The organism is Mycoplasmopsis agalactiae PG2 (assembly GCF_000063605.1).
Taxonomy (GTDB): domain Bacteria; phylum Bacillota_I; class Bacilli_A; order Mycoplasmatales; family Metamycoplasmataceae; genus Mycoplasmopsis; species Mycoplasmopsis agalactiae.
Map to the genome: position 1 here is coordinate 358,499 of NC_009497.1, position 22,229 is coordinate 380,727.

General features: G+C 28.5%; 20 protein-coding genes, 1 tRNA gene and 1 pseudogene. 6 read left to right on the forward strand and 16 right to left on the reverse strand.

The genetic code is table 4. From position 1 onward, the window contains the following. Nucleotides 1-18: 18 nt before the first annotated feature. The 4 genes from MAG_RS01560 to asnS form a co-directional block, all read right to left on the reverse strand. On the reverse strand, nucleotides 19-2,223 hold the full coding sequence (locus MAG_RS01560) for a UvrD-helicase domain-containing protein (RefSeq protein WP_011949475.1): 2,205 nt from the start codon (nucleotides 2,221-2,223) through the stop codon (nucleotides 19-21). Between the two features lie 25 nt (nucleotides 2,224-2,248). Beyond that, entirely contained in the window at nucleotides 2,249-2,689 is a 441-nt protein-coding gene (locus MAG_RS01565; protein WP_232955150.1) for a hypothetical protein, read from the reverse strand. Between the two features lie 229 nt (nucleotides 2,690-2,918). Further along, nucleotides 2,919-3,923 (reverse strand): glycosyltransferase, encoded by a 1,005-nt coding sequence (locus MAG_RS01570; protein ID WP_011949477.1) that lies wholly within the window; start codon nucleotides 3,921-3,923, stop codon nucleotides 2,919-2,921. Nucleotides 3,924-3,932: 9 nt separating this feature from the next. Further along, nucleotides 3,933-5,291 carry an asparagine--tRNA ligase gene (asnS, locus tag MAG_RS01575; RefSeq protein WP_011949478.1) on the reverse strand — a complete coding sequence of 453 codons (1,359 nt, stop codon included), beginning with the start codon at nucleotides 5,289-5,291 and terminating at the stop codon, nucleotides 3,933-3,935. Nucleotides 5,292-5,665: 374 nt separating this feature from the next. On the opposite strand from asnS, the gene MAG_RS01580 reads away from it, so the two are divergent. The 4 genes from MAG_RS01580 to mgtE all read left to right on the forward strand — a co-directional run bounded on the left by MAG_RS01580 (nucleotide 5,666) and on the right by mgtE (nucleotide 8,943). Next, nucleotides 5,666-6,427, forward strand: coding sequence for a PQ-loop repeat-containing protein (locus MAG_RS01580; RefSeq protein ID WP_011949480.1), 762 nt, complete (start codon nucleotides 5,666-5,668; stop codon nucleotides 6,425-6,427). Nucleotides 6,428-6,574: 147 nt separating this feature from the next. Next, a complete protein-coding gene (locus MAG_RS01585) occupies nucleotides 6,575-6,895 on the forward strand; it encodes a hypothetical protein (protein WP_036433353.1) in 321 nt (106 codons plus the stop codon). A 3-nt stretch (nucleotides 6,896-6,898) separates the two neighbouring features. Next, a complete protein-coding gene (locus tag MAG_RS01590) occupies nucleotides 6,899-7,477 on the forward strand; it encodes a diadenylate cyclase (RefSeq protein ID WP_011949482.1) in 579 nt (192 codons plus the stop codon). A 2-nt stretch (nucleotides 7,478-7,479) separates the two neighbouring features. Next, nucleotides 7,480-8,943 (forward strand): magnesium transporter, encoded by a 1,464-nt coding sequence (mgtE, locus tag MAG_RS01595; protein WP_011949483.1) that lies wholly within the window; start codon nucleotides 7,480-7,482, stop codon nucleotides 8,941-8,943. A gap of 86 nt (nucleotides 8,944-9,029) precedes the next feature. On the opposite strand, the gene MAG_RS01600 is transcribed toward mgtE, so the two are convergent. Continuing rightward, entirely contained in the window at nucleotides 9,030-9,332 is a 303-nt protein-coding gene (locus tag MAG_RS01600) for an MMB_0454 family protein (RefSeq protein WP_041308723.1), read from the reverse strand. Then, nucleotides 9,332-9,895, reverse strand: a complete 564-nt coding sequence (gene efp / locus MAG_RS01605) for an elongation factor P (protein WP_004024464.1) — start codon at nucleotides 9,893-9,895, stop codon at nucleotides 9,332-9,334. Before efp ends, MAG_RS01600 begins: the two co-directional genes overlap by 1 nt. A 342-nt stretch (nucleotides 9,896-10,237) precedes the next feature. Between efp and MAG_RS01610 the strand changes: the two genes are divergently transcribed. Beyond that, the gene (locus tag MAG_RS01610) at nucleotides 10,238-11,182 is read left to right on the forward strand and encodes an MAG3090 family protein (protein ID WP_011949484.1); all 945 of its coding nucleotides are present in this window, start codon (nucleotides 10,238-10,240) and stop codon (nucleotides 11,180-11,182) included. A gap of 52 nt (nucleotides 11,183-11,234) precedes the next feature. Continuing rightward, a tRNA-Leu gene (locus MAG_RS01615) sits at nucleotides 11,235-11,319 on the forward strand. Nucleotides 11,320-11,350: 31 nt separating this feature from the next. On the opposite strand, the gene MAG_RS01620 is transcribed toward MAG_RS01615, so the two are convergent. The 10 genes and pseudogenes from MAG_RS01620 to MAG_RS01660 all read right to left on the reverse strand — a co-directional run bounded on the left by MAG_RS01620 (nucleotide 11,351) and on the right by MAG_RS01660 (nucleotide 22,082). Beyond that, complete coding sequence (locus MAG_RS01620) at nucleotides 11,351-13,168, reverse strand: ABC transporter ATP-binding protein (RefSeq protein ID WP_011949485.1); 1,818 nt, start codon at nucleotides 13,166-13,168, stop codon at nucleotides 11,351-11,353. After that, nucleotides 13,161-14,957 (reverse strand): ABC transporter ATP-binding protein, encoded by a 1,797-nt coding sequence (locus MAG_RS01625; protein ID WP_011949486.1) that lies wholly within the window; start codon nucleotides 14,955-14,957, stop codon nucleotides 13,161-13,163. Before MAG_RS01625 ends, MAG_RS01620 begins: the two co-directional genes overlap by 8 nt. 120 nt (nucleotides 14,958-15,077) lie before the next feature. After that, on the reverse strand, nucleotides 15,078-17,033 hold the full coding sequence (locus MAG_RS01630) for an MIP family Ig-specific serine endopeptidase (RefSeq protein ID WP_011949487.1): 1,956 nt from the start codon (nucleotides 17,031-17,033) through the stop codon (nucleotides 15,078-15,080). A gap of 38 nt (nucleotides 17,034-17,071) precedes the next feature. Continuing rightward, nucleotides 17,072-17,503 carry a peptide-methionine (R)-S-oxide reductase MsrB gene (gene msrB, locus MAG_RS04560; RefSeq protein ID WP_408634297.1) on the reverse strand — a complete coding sequence of 144 codons (432 nt, stop codon included), beginning with the start codon at nucleotides 17,501-17,503 and terminating at the stop codon, nucleotides 17,072-17,074. A gap of 57 nt (nucleotides 17,504-17,560) precedes the next feature. Then, nucleotides 17,561-18,001: pseudogene (gene msrA, locus MAG_RS04565) on the reverse strand (peptide-methionine (S)-S-oxide reductase MsrA); the annotation flags it as partial. Nucleotides 18,002-18,089: 88 nt separating this feature from the next. Next, complete coding sequence (locus tag MAG_RS01640; protein ID WP_011949489.1) at nucleotides 18,090-18,365, reverse strand: Smr/MutS family protein; 276 nt, start codon at nucleotides 18,363-18,365, stop codon at nucleotides 18,090-18,092. Further along, a complete protein-coding gene (gene mutM / locus MAG_RS01645) occupies nucleotides 18,349-19,188 on the reverse strand; it encodes a DNA-formamidopyrimidine glycosylase (protein ID WP_011949490.1) in 840 nt (279 codons plus the stop codon). The genes MAG_RS01640 and mutM overlap by 17 nt, the downstream gene beginning before the upstream one ends. Before the next feature lie 2 nt (nucleotides 19,189-19,190). Then, nucleotides 19,191-20,483, reverse strand: coding sequence for a glucose-6-phosphate isomerase (locus MAG_RS01650; RefSeq protein WP_011949491.1), 1,293 nt, complete (start codon nucleotides 20,481-20,483; stop codon nucleotides 19,191-19,193). Between the two features lies 1 nt (nucleotide 20,484). Then, nucleotides 20,485-21,735, reverse strand: a complete 1,251-nt coding sequence (locus MAG_RS01655; RefSeq protein ID WP_011949492.1) for a glucose-6-phosphate isomerase — start codon at nucleotides 21,733-21,735, stop codon at nucleotides 20,485-20,487. Further along, nucleotides 21,735-22,082 (reverse strand): S1 RNA-binding domain-containing protein, encoded by a 348-nt coding sequence (locus tag MAG_RS01660; RefSeq protein ID WP_011949493.1) that lies wholly within the window; start codon nucleotides 22,080-22,082, stop codon nucleotides 21,735-21,737. The genes MAG_RS01655 and MAG_RS01660 overlap by 1 nt, the downstream gene beginning before the upstream one ends. Nucleotides 22,083-22,229: the final 147 nt, after the last annotated feature.

Below are 22,229 nucleotides of genomic sequence, written 5' to 3' on the forward strand. Positions count from 1 at the left end.
CATTATTATTCTCCAAAATTAATCATTATCTCTTAGCAATCTTACTGATTGGTGGTTTTTAGCTAAAGACTTAATGCCTGTAGTTGCAAAGTGAACAGTAATTGTATCGCCATTAACTTCTAAAACTTCACCTTCACCAAAAAAAGTGTGGCTGATAACATCGCCTGCTATTATTTTTTTGTTTCTTTTTCTAATTTGTTCTTCGTCTTCTAATTCACCGTCAACAAAGATTGAGTTATCTTTTTGCAATATATGTTTATTGATATCAATACCCATTTCCTTTAAAAAGCGTGATGGCTTTTTCTCAGTTTGTGAATAAAGAAGCAAACCGCGAGAGTCACTAACAAATAATTTTTCTTTAGCTCTAGTTATAGCAACATAAGCTAGTCTTCTTTCTTCTTCCATAGCTTCAGCAACTTTATATGCTCTGTAATTTGGAAAAATATTTTCGCACATACCTACTAAAAAGACATTATCAAATTCAAGTCCCTTTGCAGCATGTACAGTCATTAATGAAACATAGCTCATTGATTCATTCGAAGAATCAGAAGCAGAAATAAGGGAAATGTATTCAAAATATTCCTTAAGCCCTTTATTAGGATTAGTTATTTCTCAAGACTTAATTCCTTCTAAAAGTGCTCTAATGTTTTCTTCTCCGGTACCCTTTAAACCTACATCTTCATTAACATATTTAAGAAAACCGATTTCTTTTAAAAAGCTCTTTAAAACCACATGAATTTTGTTGCCTTGGCGTAAAGCTGCCTTGTATTTATTAACACAGTTTAATAGAGCAATAATGTTGATGATAACTTCTTTAGGCACTGGCAATTCTTTGTAGTGATTAACTAAAGTTTTATATAGTGAAAGATTTTTTTCATTAGCAAAACTAATAATTTTGTTTAATGAAGCTTCGCCAATTTTTCTTGGCGGTACATTGATGATTCTTTTAAGTTGCAAGTCATTTCCATCATAAATAACTCTTAAAAATGCTAAAGCATCCTTAATTTCTTTACGTTGATAAAACTTTTCGCCGCCAAAAATTTTGTAGTTAATTTTTTCATTCATTAATTGCTCTTCAAAGTTTCTAGAGTAGCTATTAGAACGGTAAAATATAGCAATATTTTTAAGCTGAATTTTTTGTTTTTTTAAGTCATTAATTTTTTGTACAACTCATCTTACTTCAGCTTCAGGGCTAAAGGCATGAATGTATTCAATTTCATCACCATCAGAATTGTCAGTTACTAAATTTTTGTTAAATCTGTTGCGGTTATATTTAATTAAGTTGTTAGCAGCAGCTAATATTTTTTTAGTTGAACGGTAGTTTTTATTTAAAATGATGGTTTTAGTGTTTTCAAAGTCTTTTTCAAAAGATAAAATCAAGTTAACATCAGCCCCACGTCAACGATAAATTGTTTGATCAGGATCACCAACTATTGTAAGTTGAGCCTTTTGAGATGATAAATATTTAATGATTTCATATTGAATTGCTGAAGTGTCTTGAAACTCATCAACTAAAATATATGAGTATTTTAAAGCCCATTTTTTTACAATTTCAGGATTTTTGTAAAAAAGTTCATTAACTTTGATTAATAAATCATCAAAGTCTAAACTTTGTAAATGTTTAAGTTGTTCGTTATAAAAATTGTAAATTTTAACAACAGTTTCGCCATCACCATAAAATTCACTTTCAGGGTCTGAATTAATAAAATCAATTATTTCTTCGTCACTTGCATAAAGTTTGTTTTTAAGTCATGAAAAAAAGCGAGTTAAATTTTTAAAATTTGAATCAGTTGGTACTAAATCATGTTCTTTATAAATATCTTTTAAAATTTTCTTTTTGTCATTATCATCAATAATTTGAAAATCATTTTTCAAATTAATATGGAATGCTTCTTCTCTTAGAATTCTTGCACACAATGAGTGAAATGTTGAAATTTCTGCTGTGCCTTTATTAAACTTAGTGTTTGTGTACTGTTTAACTCTTTCAGACATTTCTGAAGCTGCTTTGTTGGTAAAAGTTACAGCTAAAATGTGATCAGGCGAGATACCTAAAACATTAATTAGGTAGGCAATTTTTCTAGTTAAAACCCTAGTTTTTCCACTGCCAGCACCAGCTATTATACGCAATGGGCCATCAAAATAATATAAAGCTTCAGTCTCTTCTTCGTTCAAACTTTCAAAAATTTTAGCTTTTTGAATTTCAATAATCTTATTTTCAATCATGTGTGGTACCTCATTCTAAGAGTAACTAGGAAATAATGTTAAAAGGCTTATTATCAGCTTTAAACGGAAGTAATTTAGGCATAATATTTTCATCATTACTGTAATGTTTTATTCATACAATTCTGCTACTACTAAGAGAATCGATGATGCCTAAATTTTTTTTATTGACAATAATTACTAATGTGTCAATGAATAAAAATAGAAAATATAGCCCAACTATTGTTTGTAAAAATCTTTCTAAAAAAATGAAATTAATAGGAGCATTATCAGTTTTTGGAGATATTAAAAATTTATAAAAATCATCAACTTGCCAAGGCATAATGAAAGTAAGAACTAGCAAAACTAAAAATAGTCATATTCAAAAAGAAAACAAACTTCTTAGTAAATAAGATTTAGTTAATAATTTTTTAGTGCTCTTATTTTCAGTATTGCTTGCACATAAGATTTGAACCCTAAAAGCAATCATTCAAACTGTTCTGCCTTCAAAAGTAAAGGGAATGATAAGAAACAAAGCAAGAGAAACAATAATGGTGCTAAATCAAAAGTAATAATAGTTTAAGGGCGGGATGTGTTTATTATTAGTAGCTTTAATAACACATAGATAAGATAATAGTGTAATCAATGAAAAGAATGTAATTAGATCTAAAAGCCTATAAAACAGCCTTATTCAAAAATTTACATTTTTGTGAAGCATATTACAATTCGCCTAAAATATCACTTCATTTGTCAATATTTGGCAAGTATTTTAATGAATTACTTTCAATATTTGACTTAAGCATATAAATGTTTGTTTCGAAAAACAATTTATCATCGTTGTGCATTTTTTGCAAATATCTATACAAGTCTTCAGCAAATTTTTTTGACCTTTTTTCATTGTAGTTTATGTAATCAGTTATTACTGAAAGAGAAAAACGAGCTCTTCAGGTCTTAATTAATCCTGCTAAAAAGATTTGTAAAAAGTAATAATAAGCATACTTAATTTCTTGTTGTAGTTTTAAATTGTTCATTTTTACATAGCTTAATAATTCATTGAATTGATAAATAAAATTATTTGGAGCTAATCACATATCAGATTGGATATTTTCACGAACAATAACTTCATTTGTGTAAGCATATGTGCTTGCGTTAATTAAAAGAAGGTAATTTAAGTAAACTTGCAATTTAGTGTCATTAAGCTCTCTCAGTTTAAATTTAGGCAAGCTTGTTAATAACTTTGTTTTAAATACTTTGTTAAAAATAAATGGATAAGAGTAGGCAACAACTTCAGGATTTTTACTTATAGTAAAAATTTTGTTAGCTTCTAATCTTGGCAATGGCTTTCATCTAATTGTATTAACTAAACGCTGTCTAAATTCAACAATATCAGCGTCGTATTTACTAATTGTTTCTAAAAGTTGTCTAACAAATGAAACTGAACCATCATTATCAGGGAAATAAATGTATGAGTGTTTTGCTTTAATTAAATGAAAAGCAGCGACAATATCTTTGTGAATACTGCGCCTTTTACTATTTGTTATAAATTTAAGACGTGAGCCAAAAAATTGTAAGTACTTTTCTAAAGCAGCATACATATTTTTACCTGTGTTAGTTAAAACTAAAACAATTTCAAAATCTTGGTTATCTTGCTCTCTTAAAGTGCTTAAAACATCTTTAAGCATAATGCTATTACCAATGTTTGGAACAATTAGCGCTAATTCCATATTCTCTCCTTACATTTTAATGTTTCCACTTGTTCTTGGATATGGTATTACATCTCTAATGTTGTCTACACCAGTTACATACATAACTAGTCTTTCAAATCCTATTCCAAAACCTGCTGAACCTGAGTGACCAAAACGGCGAAGATCTAAATATCACTGTAACTCTTCTTTACTTATTCCAACTTCTAGTGCTCTTTCTAAAAGTCTTCCATATCTAGCTTCACGTTGACTTCCACCTATTAATTCACCAATGCCTGGCACGAGTAAATCAAAGGCTGCTACTGTTTGATTGTCATTATTTTGATGCATATAAAACGCTTTAAATGATTTAGGGAAGTTGATTATAGCAATTGGGCCATGAGCAATTTCTTCAGCTAAGTATTTTTCATGTTCAGTTGCAAAATCAAGACCAAATTTGATGTCTTTGTTTTCAAATTTATCTTTAACTTTTTCTAATTCAACTAATGCATCTTTGTAATCAAGAATCATTAGCTTTTTCTTTATGAATGAATTAAGACGTTCTAAAAGTGAGCTATCAACATTGTTTTGTAAGTACTCAAATTCCCTAGGATGCTTGTTTATAGTGTTTTTAATCACATTCTTAAGTAATTTGTTAGCTAGATTAATAATCTTTTTTAAATCATAAAATGCAACTTCAGGTTCTATCATTCAAAATTCAGCAGCATGTTTTTTAGTATTTGAGTGTTCAGCGCGGAAAGTTGGGGCAAAAGTGTACACTCTCTCAAAACCAATTGCATAACTCTCAGCATGTAACTGGCCTGTTACTCCTAGAGTTGCATTATTATTTCCAAAAAATGGCTGTTCTTTGTTGCCATCATTTACATAAAATTGCTCGCCAGCTCCTTCGCCATCATTGCTTGTAATAATTGGCGCACTAAAGTTTAAAAAACCATTTTCGGCAAAGAATTTATGAATTTCTAAGGCTAAAGTTGAACGAATTAACATAACACATCTTAGCAAATTTGTCCTATGTCTTAGGTGCGGAATTTCTCTTAAGGTTTCAAGGTTAATTTCTTGCTTTTGAATAGGAAAATCATGATCAACATTTTTTAATAAAACAAATTTTGAAGCCAAAATTTCTAGAGGCTGCTTTGCTTTTGGAGTCAAAACAATTTTTCCATAAACTTGAACAGCAGCTCCAATTCTTACTTCATCTAGTAGTTTAAAATCAAATTCGTCACCTTTTAGTGTTGCCTGAATATTTTCAACTGTTGAGCCATCTGAGATTGTTAAAAATCTGATTTTATTGTTGCCCCTATTTGATACAACTCAGCCTCTTAAAACTACATCAGTATCCTTGTATTGTTTTGGTTTTTCAAAAACATGTTTTATTGCAATTTCACTCATAAACGCTCCTTAATTAATATTAGGATTAAATTAAAGTAAATATATTAAATTAAGTATATATTAATTCTACTACATTATGACCTTGTTTCTCTTAGCTTTTGCATCCATTATATGGATGCATTTTTTAAAATAGGCTACTTTTACCTAACAGATTTTACAAATGGCAGAAAAATAATATTAAAATGCACTAAAAGTACTATAAAACAGCCATTGAAGACAAAAAAACAAAATCAAAATTATTTAAGAAAAAACATTATTTATGCAAAGTTTTTGGAAAATAGACTAAAATTTATAAGTAATTGATATAAATGGCTGTTTTATTGGCTTATATGTCATTTACTTATCCTATTTTAATTATATAACTAAGGAAAATAATGTCAGCATTAACTATAGTTAATTTGATTTTTGGTGTTCTTGCATCATCATTAATGGTCATAATTTGTATTCCACAATTAATTTCTGTTTTAAAATCAAAATCCGTTGGAAACATATCTTACGGCACCTTTTTAATCTATTTCTTTGGGGGCGCTTTATTTATTTTAATTATGGTGCTTAAAAAAGGAATAGGCTCTTTTGAATTTGACGGAATTAAGAATCCCGATTTAGATCCAATAGTAAATATTGTCGGAAACTGACTGTTTATGGTATTGATGGCTACAACTATTACTTCATTTTTCATTTATGATAAAAACAAATCAAAAGCATTTAAATATTCAATTGGCTTTTGCATATGAATAATCTCTTTAGTTTTCACAATTTGATTTATTTTAGCTTACTCAAATAATAAATTTAGAGTTAATCTAAGTCCTGATTCAGTTTTATTAACAATTTTTACAGTATGTGCTACAGTATGCACTTCATTACCCTTTACATTGCAAATAATTAAAACATTAAAAACTAAAAGTGCAGAAGGATTAAGCATACTTATGCTTTATGTTGGAATGCTCATTAATGCCTGTTTAGCAGTATATTTGGGAACATTACTACCTTTTAAATCAGCTATGTGATTTGTATGTGTTTTTTTCTCAACTTTAGCAATTGTTGTGTATATTGTGCAGATAATTTTATACTACTACTATAAGAAAAAATCTAGTACTGATAGCACATGTGAAAATTTAAACACTGCTAATACTTAATTTAACTAATATGGCTGTTTTACAGCCTTTTTTGTTTATTTATGAAGCAAAATTATTTGCTAAAAGTTTGCTAATAATTCATTTTTAAGTAATATAACTTTTAATATAATAAAATATATATTATAAAAATATAAACAAAGGAGTATTATGGCTTTAATTGACAGAGACCCTGAAGTTGCAAAAGCTAGAATTGAAAAAAGAAAAGCAATGTTAGCTAAGCTTCATGAGCAAAACATTAATGAATTAAGCAACCCTGCTTTAATCCGTGATGAAGATGTTCCAATTCACAAACATTGTGATGATCCATTTTGCAAAATAGCCTTAGAAACAATGCCTAAAGATGAAAAACGCAAGAAGCTAATTCTTAAATGAATCGCGATAGTAACATGCATTTTAGTAATAATTGCAGCAATAATTATTGCAGCATCAATAGGTACACTTGGAAATTGAGAAAGTGAAAAGGCATAATAAATGAACAGTGAATTAATTTTACTTATTGTAATTTTATGCTTACTAACAGTTATTTTGCTAGTTGTTTCATTGCCTAATCTTATATCGCTTTTTAATGCAAAAATTAAAAAACCGCGTTATGACAAATTAGGCAAAAGCAGTCAAATTCGGCTTATAAATCAGCTTCGTGAGGCAGTTGAGTATTTGTCAAAAAACAAAATAGGTGCCTTAATTACAATTGAAAACAATGACAATATTGAAAATTTAAGAACTGATGGTGTAATAATTGATGCCAATATATCATCTAGCTTACTAATTTCAATATTTAATAAATATTCTCCTTTGCATGATGGTGCAGTAATTATTAGAGATAATAAAATTTTATATGCTGCTACGTTTTATAAAATAACTAAAAAATCAATTAATAATCAATATGGAGCGCGCCACAGAGCGGCAATGGGTATCAGTGAGCTTTGTGATGCTACCACAATAGTAGTTTCTGAAGAAACAGGGTTTATCAAACTTATCAAAAATGGAATTTTTTACAATGTTAAGATTGAACAATTCCAAGAACAATTAATTAAATACTTAAAGGACTAAAAATGACTGAAGATCAGATATATGAATCCCCCCTCGAGGTCGGCACTGACGAATTAAAAAAAGTAATAGCAACACTTAATGTTAATGGTGCTAGAGAAATAGTTGAAACATATCCAGATGCAGATATTGCATCATCATTAGAATCATTAGAGTTAAATGAACAATTAATATTTTTACGTTTACTAACAACTTCATCAGCAGCCTCAATTTATAGTTATTTAGATGAAGATGTACAGGTTGAATTAGCTAAAAGCTTTACTGAAGACTGAGGAATGAAACTATTACAAGAGCTTCAGTCTGATGAATTGGTTGACGTTTTAGATGAATTGCCTTCTAATGTTGCAAGTAAAGTTTTAGCTTACACAAGCGCCGAAAAAAGAAATGAATTAAACAAGCTCTTAAGCTACAATGATGATGAAGTCGGAAGCATTATGAGCATTGATATTTCTAGCTTGCCTAGCTCATATACTTGTGAGCAAGCGCTTAATAAAATACGTAGGGACTATAAGAAAAATCAAAAAGAATTAGTTCACTATTATTTTGTTGTAAGTGAAACAAATAAATTATTAGGTGTGCTTACTTTAGAAGAAATAACTTTTGCTGAACCAAGTGAAAAAATTGAAGACATTTACTCACCTGTAGCATTTGTACACACTAGTGAAAAGAAAGAAAATGCAGCTAAAGTATTTAGTGAGCAAGATATGTCAGTTTTACCTGTTGTTAACCATGAAAAAAGACTAATAGGTATGATAACTAGCGACGATGTTATTGATGTAATTCAAGACGAAGTTACCGAAGACCTCTATAAAATAGCTGGAATCAGCAACAAGGTTATTGAAAATGATTATATGAAAATGCCTTGATATAAGATTGCTCAATCACGTATTTTATGGCTTTCATTATTACTAATTTTTTCAACTATTACCCAAATTATTATCCACTGAGCATTGCATTCAACATACATTACACAAAAAGCAGCTAATAGTGCATCATTTGCAACATCACTAACAGTAGCTTTTGCTGCTATTATCCCTGTGCTTAATAATAGTGTAAAAAATATGGGATTGCAATCAAATATTAGTATTTCCCGTGCTATTGCTTTAGATGAAATTGACAAAAAAGACTTTACAAAAGTAGTTTTAAAGGAATTATTAGCAGCCACTGTGCTTGCACTAGTATTAGCAGTAGTTAATGTTGCAAGATTAAGTGCATATTTTGCAGCTACTAAAGAATTATTGTCAAATGAAAAATTTAAATATTTAGCACTTATAATTGGAATTTCAGTTGCTTTATTTATATCAATCATACTTTCATCATTATTTGGTTCATTATTACCACTTTTGCTAATTAAAGCGAAAAAAGACCCTTCAACTGCATCAGTTATTTTGCTTAACTTAGTAATTGATTTTATAACAGTTTTAATCACTTTTGGTATAACATACGGAATATTGTTATCATTTAGCTAGTAGTCCAAAAAGCCTATTTTATAGCCACAAAAAGTTATTTTGTGGATTTTATTTATTTAAAAAAGCACCCAATTTAGGCGCTTTAATTAATAAAACTCTACAAAACAAATTCGAATATTGTGTGGCTTAAAATCTAAAAGAGTTTCAAAATTCTTGGTTATTTCTTCTCTTAGTCCTTCAATAGTATTTTTGAGTAAATAGCCTCTTTTAACTTTAACATCAATAATAAAAGTGGCATTTGACTGATCTGGAAGAAATGTTATCCTAGGAATATTGGCTAATTTAATTCCTTTTATTTCAGCAACAGCATTATCTATAAGGCTCAAAAGAGCTTTTTCAGTAATAGAAACTCTTTCGTTAGTTCCAAAAGAAGTTGAAAGAAAATTCATTACTTATTTGCCCTTCCAACATATTTGCCTGTTTCGGTTGAAACAATGATTTTTTCGCCTTCACTAATAAACATTGGAGTTTCTAGTTCAAAACCTGTTTCTAACTTAACTTTCTTTTGTGGATTATTTGCTGTGTTGCCTTTAACAGCATCTGGAGCTTCAGTAACTTCTAACACAACATTAGCATCTAATTCAATGTCAAGAATTTCTTCTTTATATTTTCTAATTTTTACAATCATTCCTTCTTTAAGGAAATTAAGCTCTCATTCAACATGCGAAACTGGAATTTCAACTTGCTCATATGTTTCAGTATCCATTAAAATAATATTTTCACCATCAGAATATAAGTAGCTCATTGGTCTTTTATCAATGTGTGCACGTGAAACCATTACACCACCAGTGTATGATTTAATAACTGTGCTGCCAGTTCTTAGGTTTTTTACCTTGGCCTTAACATTGGCTTGACCTCTACCTTGTTTTGAGTGTTGAGCTTCCAAAACAACAAAAATATCACCATCATCTTCAAAAGTAATTCCAGGTTTAAAAGTATTTACATTAATCATCTCGACTCTCCTTAATACTTACAGGCCTATAAAATAGATGTTTTTGTACAAATGCTTTATTAATAAGCCAATCCAAAAATTATTTTTATTTTTGTTTGAGTTTATATTTAGCATTAATTTTTTATCTTAATATTAAAAAATTATAAATTAGAAATTGTAATTATGAAAGAAATTCAATTAAAAAAGGAGTCAATTTAACGCTTTAAATGTAACGAATTTTGAGAAATTTTTGAAATTATTTTCAGCCCTCAATTTTCATTATTTCATTGTTTTATAGGCGAATTGTACAAAAGATTAGTATTTTCTATATATTTGATAAAGCTTAAAAATAAGGAGTACTATATGAAGAGAGTTGCAATATTTTATAATGCTGGAACAGAATTTCCTTGAGTTTTAAAACATCCTAAAAAAGAAGAAATAATTGGCCAATTCAAAAGCAGAAAAGATGCTGTATTTTGATACATAAGTTTTAAACTTGAAACACTAATTTTGTTGTTAAATGAAAAAAATGAACAAGTTGGACAAATTGCATATATCAAAGATCCAGACTACAACAATAAATTTATTATGATACCTCAATCATCAGGTTTAGATGCTAATGAAACATACATTTCTTTATGTGATGAGTTTGAAATTGATCCACTTAAGTTTTACAAACTAAATACTGATGCAGAAATTGATGAATACATTAAACATTTAAAATTCTCATATAGTGCAGATCCTAAAACATATTTTGAATCAAGATATGAAATCAAGAAAAGAGATAAAGAAGAGTATCTAAATGCTGATGCAAAAGTCAAAATGAAGCAAATTGAATTAGCTGGCTTATCTGATCTTGACAGACATTCTCGTTCTGAAGCTGCAAAAGAATTAGATGATTTATCTGCAACTAATACAATAGTTATTGAACCTAGTGCTAGTGTTAAAGAAAACACTATGAGTTTTAAGAAAACTGAAGCAGTTTCAGAAAAAGAAGTTATGCCTGAAGCTAAAAATGAAGTTATGGATAAAGAAGTTATGACAAGCAGCAAAATGACTGATGAAACAGAAGCTAGTGATAATAAAGAATCTATGATGACTTCAGAAGAAGAAAAAAGTTCTCAAACAGATTCATCAATGCAAATGTCAACAGCAATGCCAAAATCTAAAAAACAAAAATCAGTTGGCAGAATTGTTGGTTATGTAATTTTAGCTCTTATAACTCTTGGCGTAATAGCATTTGGCGTAATTTGTTTACTTGATTGACTAGGCACAACTGACTTATTACCTTTTATTTCACCTAAATAATGATTATTTTGCATATTTAATTATTTTCTCTATATAATTAATTATGCATTTTGCCCGAGTGGTGAAATTGGCAGACACGCTAGACTAAGGATCTAGTGAGGCAACTCATGCAGGTTCAAGTCCTGTCTCGGGCACCATATTAAAAAATCAAGGCAACTCCTTGATTTTTTATTCTTCAATTCCACTAATGTACATTTTTTGGTATTGGCCTTTTTTAGACATTAGCTGACTATGTGTGCCTTGTTCTTTTATTTCACCATTTTCAAGCATTAAAATATTGTCGGCATTCTTTATAGTGCTTAGTCTATGAGCAATTATTAAAAGTGTTTTATTTTTACTTAAAACTGAAATAGCTTTTTTAATCTTAATCTCAGTGATTGTATCAATATCGCTAGTTGCTTCATCTAAAATAGAAATTGTTTTGCTGCTTATCATTGATCTAGTGATAGCTATAAGTTGTTTTTGGCCAACGCTTAAAACTGATCCGTTGTCTTTTAGCTCTGTTTCATAGGCTTTTGGGAATTTTTGAATAAATTCATCAAGTCCCACTTGCTTAGAAATATTTACTAATTGATCGTCTGAAATTTCTGGTCTTACACAGGTTAAATTATTTTTAATTGTGTCCTTAAATAAATATGTTTCTTGCTGAATGACGTCAATATTATTTCTTCAGCTTTTTTCATTTGTGTCAAAAATTGATTGACCATTAATTAAGATATCGCCTTTAGTTGGAACATATAATTTAGAAAGCAGTTTTGCAATTGTGCTTTTGCCACAGCCTGTGTGACCTACTAGTGCCAATGTTTTTGTTGGCTCTATTTTGAATGAAATATTTTTTAAAACGTATTTATCAGGATTAGATGGATAAGCAAATCATACATTTTTAAATTCAATTGTACCATCGCCATTCTTTAGGTTTGGCAATTTTGATTCATCAACTGAAGGCATTAAGTCAAGTAATTTTTTAACACGCACAACAGAACCTAAACCCAATTGTAAATTCGAAACAATTTCTAAAATTTCACCTAATTTATCACTAATTGTAAAAACATAAATTGAAATTGATAATATTGCGCCACTAGTTATATTGTCTCTACCAGGCATTGATAATCAATTATTTTTTAATAAAACAGTTAGTCCGACAATTACTAATAAATTAAGTATCTTACTAAAGTAAAATCAAGGATATAATCAGGCAATTCTTACTGAAATAGCTGTACTAGTTTTCAGTAAAACTTTGTTAATTTTGTCAAAGTCTTTTGCAACAGCTTCTTGCTTATTATTTATTCTTATTATAGGAAGCGCATCAATTATTTCTTCTAAATAAGCATTAAAATTACCTAAATTTTGTTGTTTAGAAACAAAATATTTTTGGTTTTTAATAATAATTATTAATACTGGTATAAAGTTAATTGGAATAATAACTAAAGCAATAAGTGCAGTTATAAATGAGTATGAAATTAGAATACCAAAAGTAATTAATAAGGTAAATGCTACTGTAATAATGTTGCTTATAACATCAATCATAGACTGTACAACATTTTGAATATCATTAGTAACTGTTGACATCAAGTCACCTGTTTTTTCATTCTCAAAATAACTTAACGGCATTATTTGAAGCTTTTTATAAATATTTACTCTAATACGAGAACCTATTTTTACACTGGCTCTGTTAACTATTAAATATTGTGTAATTAAAACTAATTTTTGTAGTAAATAAACAAAAGCTAAGAGTACTATAAATCAGGCAAATTGGGAAGCATTAAATGACGCAGGATCAAATAAATCTATTTTAAAAAAGTGGTCAATTATATATCCTAAAAGTCATACACCACCAGTGATAAATCCAGCTAATAAAAGCCCTAAAAATATTGGCATTCATAAAATTAAACTATTTCCTGAATAGTCTTTAAAAAGTTTTATAAAAAGCTTGAAAGAGTTAGGAGATTTTGACCTATTTGCCTGTTTGACAGCACTTTTAGACATTTTGCACCTCTTTCTCCTGGCTTTCATAAATACTTCTATATATTGTGTTAGTATTTAATAAATCATTATGCTTTCCAATTGCAGAAACACTGCCATTATCCATAACAATTATTTTGTCGCAATCCTTTATTGAACTAACTCTTTGAGAAATTATTATGGTTGTATTATTAGAAATTTTGCCTAAATTTTCCCTAACTAATTTATCAGTTTGGTTATCTAATGCGCTTGTTGCATCATCCAAAATAAGAATTTTTGGACTTTTAATTAATGCTTGGGCAATTGCTAATCTTTGTCTCTGCCCACCGCTAAAGTTTTTACCTCTTTGGTAAACTTTATGCTCTACTGAATCATCAAGTTTAAATACAAAGTCAGCTTTAGAATTTAATAAAGCATTATTTAAATTTGATTCATTTTCTAAATTAGCACCAAGCATCACATTTGATTTAATAGTACCACTTAGCAATAATGGTTTTTGAAATACTACTGAAACATTTTTGTAAAAATCTTGCTGGTTAATGTCATAAATATTTTTATTGTCTATTAATATTTCGCCACTGTTTTTATTAATTTTATACTCGCGAGTTAAAAGACGAACTAATGTACTTTTTCCACTACCAGTTTTTCCAATTATTCCGACTGTTTCATAAGGCTTTATGACAAATGAAACATCTTTTAAAACTAATGTTTTATCATAGCCAAAATTCACATTTTTGAACTCAATTTTGCCGCAAATTGATTGTGTATGAGTACTATTTTTAGATGCAATTTCGCTTTTTATTTTTAATATTTCCAAAATTCTTTTAGCAGAAATATTGCTTCTTATAAGTCTATTTGTCATAAAAAGTGTTGAAAATATTCCAAAAGAAATAAGCTGCATATATGTAATAAATTGATAAATGTCACCAACTAATGACTTAATGTCAGTGCTATCATTTTTGTTAATAATCACTGCTACAATTGAAAAAATAACAACATTGCCAAGCAAAATGAATAGGTCAATAGAAGGTCAGTTAATAGCGCCATATGTATTTGCTTTTCTTGAAACTTTTTCTAAATTTTTATTAGATTCATTAAAACGCAAAAATTGTCTTTGCCCTAAGTTATATGACTTAATTAAGGAAACATTATTAAAATCTTCCTTAATTACTTCATTAACTGCATCAAGCATTATGTTTTCTTTTCTATATAACGGAAATAGCTTAATAATAGCTACAACTGCAAGTGTAACAATAAAAGGGACAACAAAAACAATTGAAATTGATAAGTATAAATTAGTTAGTAAAGCAAATATTAAGCCTCAAACTGTGTAAAATGGAAAAACGAAAATGTTTCTAAAAATAATATAAAAGCCGTCCTCTAATTTTTGTACATCATTACTAAAACGAGTTAGTAGCGTTGCTGGCGTTATACTTTCAATATTTTTATGTGATAAAGTAAGTAAATGTTCAAATAATAATTTCCTAGTGTAATACACACCTAAATTTTTAGCTTGTGCAGCTAAAAAGTTAGAAGCATAGGAAACTATTACTAATATAAAAGCTAGTGCAAAAGAAATTCCAATAATTACTCACAAAGCATTTGCATAAGAAAATGAGCCTATTATTCATGAAGATTTAAAAATATAAACACTTACTTCACTATTAATGTTGCTATTAGCCAAGTAAGTTATTAACTGCCTTGTGACTGTAGGGATTAATATGCTTAAAAAAGGATGTAGTGTGCTTAATATAACAGCAAAAAGAGCCATAAGCTTGACTTTTAGTGGAAATTTAGAAAATAATTTCAGCATATTCCCCCAGTAACAAAATCATATTTTTTTAATTATTACATTATAAAGTAATTAGATATTTTATTAATATGTTTGCTATTTAAAAAGTTACAAAAAAGAGTAAAAAATAGGAAAAAATCGTTATTTTTCCCCAGAATAGTCATTAAATAATTTAGTTTGCTTAGATCCGTCTGAAAAACCATTTGGATAAAGGAATTTTAGATTTTCTCTAAATGAGTTCTTTTGATTTTTGTAAATTGACTTATTGCTTCCGTCAATTAAATTGTAAGCATAAATTGTATTATTTGCAGCTTGGATATCGCTAGATTGTAAAAAGGGTGCTATGCCACCTGATCTTAATAAATCACCATAGTCAACACTAGCTGTTACAGAGTTATAAATTCCCACCATTTGGCCAAATTCATTATAAGCTAATGAGCCAGAAGCACCATAATATAGGGATGAAAAGTTAATGCCGTATTGAAAACCATATCAGCTAGCCATTACTCTATTTCAATAATTATCATTGATAATTGCATTTGAGGCAACACCAACTTTTTCCTCAATGCTGCCTGTTGCAAAAGCAAAAGTGTCTTTATTTTTTAAACCGCTATTATATGAAGATACTGAATCTGAATATCTTTCACTAGGATTATTTTGCATTCAAGTAGCAGTATTATTTTGATTTGGATAACCTGCTATATAAATATCTTTAGCATTTCATAAGTTATTTTGATTACTTTTATCATATGAAGCTGATACATAATCAGTTGTTTGCATATACTTAGAAACATTTTTGTCTTGATTTGGCAATATTTCGGTTTTTTCTAATCTATCAATATAGTTATCTAAACCTCTAATAGCATAATTAACTCAACTTTTAAAAGTTTCATCAGCTTTTTCTAAATCAATATCAACTTCAAAGACAGCAAAATCAACTGTAATAGGCACTTTATTTTTACTTTCAAAGTCGTCTCAGGCTGATTTATAGTGCTGAATGTCATTAGAACTTGCTTTATACTGCTTGTATTGCGAAGCTGATTCATTAAGCTCACTTTGAATATTTTTAATTGCTTCATCATTCATAAAATCAACAGCAGCAAAAACTAATTTTGGTTCTGAGATGGCGTTTGTTTGTGTAGTTGAATTGATACTACTTAATTTTTCATAATATATAAACTCTTGACTATTAGTAAAATAAGAAGCAGGAGATGTACCATTTGAGCCTGTTTTATTAGGTTTTTGGTCAAAATTAGTAACATTTGAGCTCTTACCTAGTGCAACAGCAACTACTTTATCATTGGTAGGATCATAATAGTTTAATTTTTCTTGCTTCTCTTTTTCTAATGAGTTACTGAATCTAGCTAAAACATGCAAATTAGTACCTAAAAATAATTTGTATTTGTTGTCTGAATTTGTATATTTATGATAATCAAGTAATCAAGCAGTTCCGGTGCCATCACTTAAAAGATCTCCATTTGAAAGTTTTGTTAAGTATTTAAGTGAAAAAGTTCTGTCATACAACTCTTTGTATAGAATCTTTGAATCAACTGCCTTAAATTTAGATGCATGCTCGGGATATTTGTGCTTATTTGCATTGTTAAACAAGCCAAAAGGAAAATTAGGCAATGCAGGTATTGCAGGAACTTCAGTTTCCATTGGAAGCTTATCCATAGGGTCTAAAGACATTGTGTCGATTACAACTGTATCTTCTTTAGAATCTAATTTATCAAGATTTTCATTTTTGTCTTTGTTTAAAAAACTATTAGCTTCAGCTAATAATGACTGCAAAGAGTTAATGTAATTATTTAGTTGATCAGTGCTTAAAATATTAAGGTCAAATGATTTTAAATTTTGAATATATTCATTTATTTTGCTTCTTAAATTTAATGCTTCATGGCTCTCATAGTTAATTTTCTGACTAGATGAATCTAATAATTGAAATAATGAATTGACTTTATCAATCAATTCATTATTTGCTTTATTTTCCTGTTTTATAGGTTTATTAGGTGAATCAATACATTTAGATGCACTAAGCAATGATGTAAATGATAATCCCCCCCCTATTAATATGAAAGGAAAAAATTTCTTTTTCATTATTTGTTTTGAATTTAGTTTATTAAATACAAAATTAATTATTTAACAAACTTTTTAAATTCTGAGTAGCCTTTTTCATCCATTTCTTCATATGGAATAAAATCAATTGCAGCACCATTAATGCAGTATCTTTTACCACCCATATCTTTTGGACCATCATTAAATACATGGCCTAAGTGATGGTCGCCTTGACCTGATCTTACTTCGATTCTGAACATATTGTGTGATGTATCATCTAAATACTTCACAGTGTCTTTGAAAATTGGTTCTGAAAAGCTTGGTCAGCCACAGCCAGAGTTAAATTTTGTGCTTGATGAAAAAAGTGGTTCGCCAGTGATTTTTTCAACATAAATTCCACGACGATATTCATTATTTAAAACTGATGTATGCGGTCTTTCAGTCGCAGAGTTTTTAAGAATATCATAGCTAAGCTGGCTAAGTTTTAATTCATTTCTAACTTGCTTAATAATTTGATAATCATCTTTAGATAATGAATAATCTGTATTTAAATTAACGTGGCAGTAGCCTGTAGGGTTTTTGGTTAAGTAATCTTGATGATATGCTTCTGCATCAATAAAGTGGTTTAAAACTTTTAATTCAACATGAAATTCGTTGTATTGCTTCTTTAAATAGCTAAATAGTTTTTCAATTGTTAAATAGTCATTAACATCTTGATAGTAAACGCCAGTTCTATATTGAACTCCAACATCATTACCTTGTTTATTTAATGAAGTAGGATCAATAATTTTGAATAAATGCAATACTAATTCTTCTACTGAGGTAATTTCTGAATCATAAACTACTTTAACAGTTTCAGCATGCAATGAATTTTTTAAGTTGGTATATGTTGCATTTTCATCTTTGCCATTTGCATATCCAACTTGTGTATCTAAAACACCTTTTACCCTTTTAAAATAGGCTTCTACACCTCAAAAACATCCACCAGCTAAATAAATTGTTTTTTGCATAATTAACTCCTTTTATATTTACTTATAATTGAAATATTATAAAGGGGAAATATTTTTTTATCCCAAAAAGAAAGCAATAATTTATTTTTTACAAATACACCTTTATTGATGCATCATCAAATGATATTTCATAATCATAATTAGAATCGCGTAAATACTCCTCAATATTTGCCATCAGTGCACCTTGCCCTTTACCTGTTATTATAGTAACATAGTCATAATAAAAATCATCTTCATAGGCATTAGCTAATGATAGTTGCACTTGTGTAAGTGCTTCTGGAATTGTAAATCCGTGCAAATCAACTATGTTTGAGAAGTCATTATTATCATAGTAAATAGAACTATTTTTATTTTTCTTGCTCATAATTTTCCTTTTGACAAATAGGGCAATAATAAGTCATTCTTTGTGCAATAAATTCTTGCTGTATTAATGCATTGCACTTATTGCAAGGCATGTTTGCGCGCATATGAACTTGTAAATGATTTTGGAACTGACCTTCAGCACCATTAAGGCCTGAAAAATCAACAATTGTTGAGCCGCCTAGCTCAGTTGCTTTATCTAAAATTATTTTAGTGTTGCTTAATATTTCTTTAAACTTTTCATAAGGTATTTTATTAGTTTTAGTTCAAGGGTTTATTTTTGATAAAAATAATATTTCATTAGCATAAATATTTCCTATGCCTAAAATATAGCTTTGATCTAGCAAAAATGATTTAATAGGAATACTTTTGTTTCTGACTGATTCATATAAATTTTTAGGATCAATTTTGTCAACTTCTTTGCCTAATTTATCAAGAGGTTTAGATGAAAATAGCTCATTATCATTTTTAATATGAAAAGTTCCAAACTGACGAGAATCATTATAAAACAGAAACATTTGGCTATCTAACTCAAAAATAATATAGTCATGTTTTCTTGTTCTATTTATGCTGCTATCAGTAAAATATTTGCCCGTCATCCGTAAGTGGCTTACTAAATTTTTATTATTTGAAAGTTTGTAAATAATGTTTTTACCAACATTGTAAACATCAAGTATTTTTTCATTTAACAAGTAGTTTTTAAACTCACTAGCAGTAGCATTTTTAATTAGCTTATCAAGCTTGACAATGACATTAGTGATAGTTAAATTTAAAATATTACCTTTAAGTGCTTTAACTACTGTCTTAACTTCTGGCAATTCAGGCATACTTATTTATCTTCCTTATTTAAAATTTTAAACATATTGGATTTATATATTTCAACTCCTGGCTGATCAAATGGATTTACTCCTAATAAATAAGCACTAATTGCTAATCCTCTCATAAAAAACTGGAATAAGTATCCTAGTGCATATTCATCTAACTTTGCAATTTCAATAACAATATTAGGCACCAAGGCGGTTTTTGAATGAGCTTCTAGTGTGCCTTTAAAAGCTGATAAATTTACTTTATGTACTGTTTTACCATCTAAATAATTAAGCTTATCATCATCATTTTTTTCTTTAGAAAGCAAAATGTCATATAAAGGTTCTTTTGAGACTAAAATTGTCTCAAATAATATCTTTTTGCCATCTTGAATAATTTGCCCAATCGAGTGTAAATCAGTGCTAAAAGTCGAACCAGTAACTCATAATCCTTTGTTATCCTTGCCTTCACTTTCAGCAAATAATTGTTTTCATCATTCGATGAAAAATGATAATTTTGGCTCATATGAACACATTAGTTCTATGTCATATTTTTTGCTTAATACATGTCTAGCAACTGCATATTTATATGCTTGATTTTCATTTAGATTTAAATTATTGCAATCATTATTTGCATCAGTTGCACCATTAAGTAATTTTTCAACATTGACGCCTGCACAAATTAATGGAAATAGCCCAACAGGAGTAAGCACACTAAAGCGACCACCTACATTATTAGGAATTATTAAAGTTTCATAATTCTTAGCTTTAGCAAGTTCATATAAAACCCCTTTTTCAGAATCGGTTGTTGCAACAATATAATCCTTTGCATATTGTGCTCCCACTTGAAACTCTAAAAGCTTTCTAAATTCTCTAAAGGCAATTGATGGCTCAATTGTTGTACCACTTTTGGAAATAACATTGATAGCAAACTTTTTATTTTCAACATACTTAAGTTGTGCAACTAATTGCTCGCTGCTTAATGAATTACCTGCAAAAATTAATTCAATATCAGGATCAGTCATTTTGTATTTATCAAAAACATAATCGTAAGCAGCTTTTGAGCCTAAATATGAGCCACCTATACCAATAACAACTAGTGTGTTTACTTTTTGTTTTTTTCATACACTAGCAATATCATTCATCTTTTTCATTTCCAAATTATTTGTATTATTTGGCAAGTTGATTCAGCCCAATCACTCTTTTTCACTGACCTTTTGAGCAACTATATCACTATGTATTTTAGCTACCTGTTCTTGATATTTATTTATCTCGCTTAGATCTAAAGCATGAGAAATATCAACATTTATATATTTCATGTTAACTCCTGTGGTTAATTAAAAATGGATTTGTATTATTTAGCATACATCTGTATATGAAACTTCAATATAAAAATGCAATTATTGCTCCAAGTGAATATTCGTTATTATCATCAATTGAAATTAAACAATAAGGCATACCAAGAATATTGGTAAGAATTTCCTGAATTCCATTATTTGCACTTTTTCTAAAATCACTTATTTTTGTAAAAGGATACTGATTTAGTCCATCACTAAAATGAATTTCATCACTTAGTCTGTAATCTATTTTTTCATTTTTTAGTTTATAAAAGGAAATGTACATTTTTTGATAATTATCTATTAAAAACTGCCCATAAGTATAAATATCGTTTGTAAATGATGCAATATATGAAAAAACATTAAATTTATCATAGTAATTATTTTCCATATTAGCCTGTAAAACAAGTAAATTAGACAAAACATTATTATCATTAATTATGAAATTATACTTACTTTTTTTGCTAATTAATGATCTAACATAGGCATATTGAAAAGCTATATTTTCTTCTAAATTATCAGAAACAAAAGCAGGGTATAAATTTTGATACCCAGAAACTAAGTTCATAATATCACAGCCTTTTAAAAGCAATAAAAACAAGTTGCTTTCAGCAAAAAATGAATAATTTTTGGTCAAAACGTTCGGCATTATTAACTTATTTCTTTCATCAATTTCAAAGTTTTGTAACTGCACTTCTAATTTTTGCTTGCAGATCATAAAACATCTTTTTAGTGCTCTATAATATCCATATTTTTCTTGAATATCATTAATTATAATTTTGATAATTTCAATAAATGGTTCAGAATATAATGACTGACCGATAAATAAAAATGCAGTCTTAGAGTTGTTAATTATTTCTTGATTTTTTACATACAGTTTTTGCCAAATTTCAGGCTCTTCATCACAAAAAAAGCTGTATTTAATTTTCTGATCTTTTAAGATATCATTTTTATTTAAAAAATCATGTGCCGCCTTAAAATTGTCTTTATCACTTTTTTTACAAAAAATAACTATGTGCTTGATATTTTGACTATGAAAAAGGTCACTAAAATTGTTTAATTCTTTTAAATTTTGCAAATCAAAATTTAATACAAGTTCATTAAACCCAAACTGTTCAAAAAAATCATTATCTTTCTTTTTAATTTTATTAAATAGCTCTAGTACATAAGGTTGCATATTTTCGTTTTTAAAATCAGGGCTAAAATTAATAAAATCTAAATTAATAGCTTCCATTATTTACTGCTACTTTCCGCTTCACTTATTAATTTAAGCACTGATTCTTTTAATTTATTAAACCCATTTTTAGATTCTTTAATTTTGTTTTTAAAAGGCATACGTGAGTGAAGTGGATGATTTGCCTTGAAATTACCAATACCGGTTTGCATATCTATATCGATTGATTCAACTACAAAGTTTATTTTTTGATTTATTTCAAAAATGCTTTCAAGTTTGCTTTTTGTAAAGTCTGTAATCAAATTTAATGGTATAAAAAATTTCATACCATTAAAAGTTCATACAATTATGCCGTGTGAATTAATGTTCTTTACCAAGCCATTCAAAACATCGCCTTTTTTAATCATATTAACATTATATATTATTAAGATTTTATGCATAATTCATTTATGAATTATGTTTGTGTCTTGCAAAAGTTAAAGAACAAGAACTCTTTTTACTAATTAGGCTGTTTTATAGGCAAATAATAAAAGTCGCCTGTGCGACTTTTCTGC